Source organism: Seonamhaeicola marinus (assembly GCF_008085455.1).
The window spans coordinates 1-260 of the sequence record NZ_VSDQ01000372.1 but is presented as its reverse complement, the minus strand read 5'-3'; the positions used below and the strand labels follow the sequence as shown (position 1 = coordinate 260).

The 260-nt window shown below is 32.3% G+C and carries 1 protein-coding gene; it reads left to right on the top strand.

Features of this window, described 5'->3' with window-relative positions; genetic code table 11:
- Positions 1-260: glycosyltransferase (locus FUA24_RS04990; RefSeq protein ID WP_187388176.1), on the top strand; the 260-nt coding region annotated here is incomplete at both ends.

Below are 260 nucleotides of genomic sequence, written 5' to 3'. Positions count from 1 at the left end.
GTATTTGTTTAAACATGTATGGTAATGGTGTTTTAAAACAAGAGTTACAAGACTATATAGATTATAAAAATTTAAAAACGTCTGTTTTTTTACATGGAAACCAAACAAAAGAAGTTATAAAAACCGCCCTGAAACAAGCGCATTTTTCTATATTACCATCAAAATCTGAAGGGTGGCCTAAAGCCATTGCCGAAGCTATGTTTTTTGGCGTTATTCCTATTGCAACCAAAGTGTCTTGTGTGCCCTATATGTTAGATTAT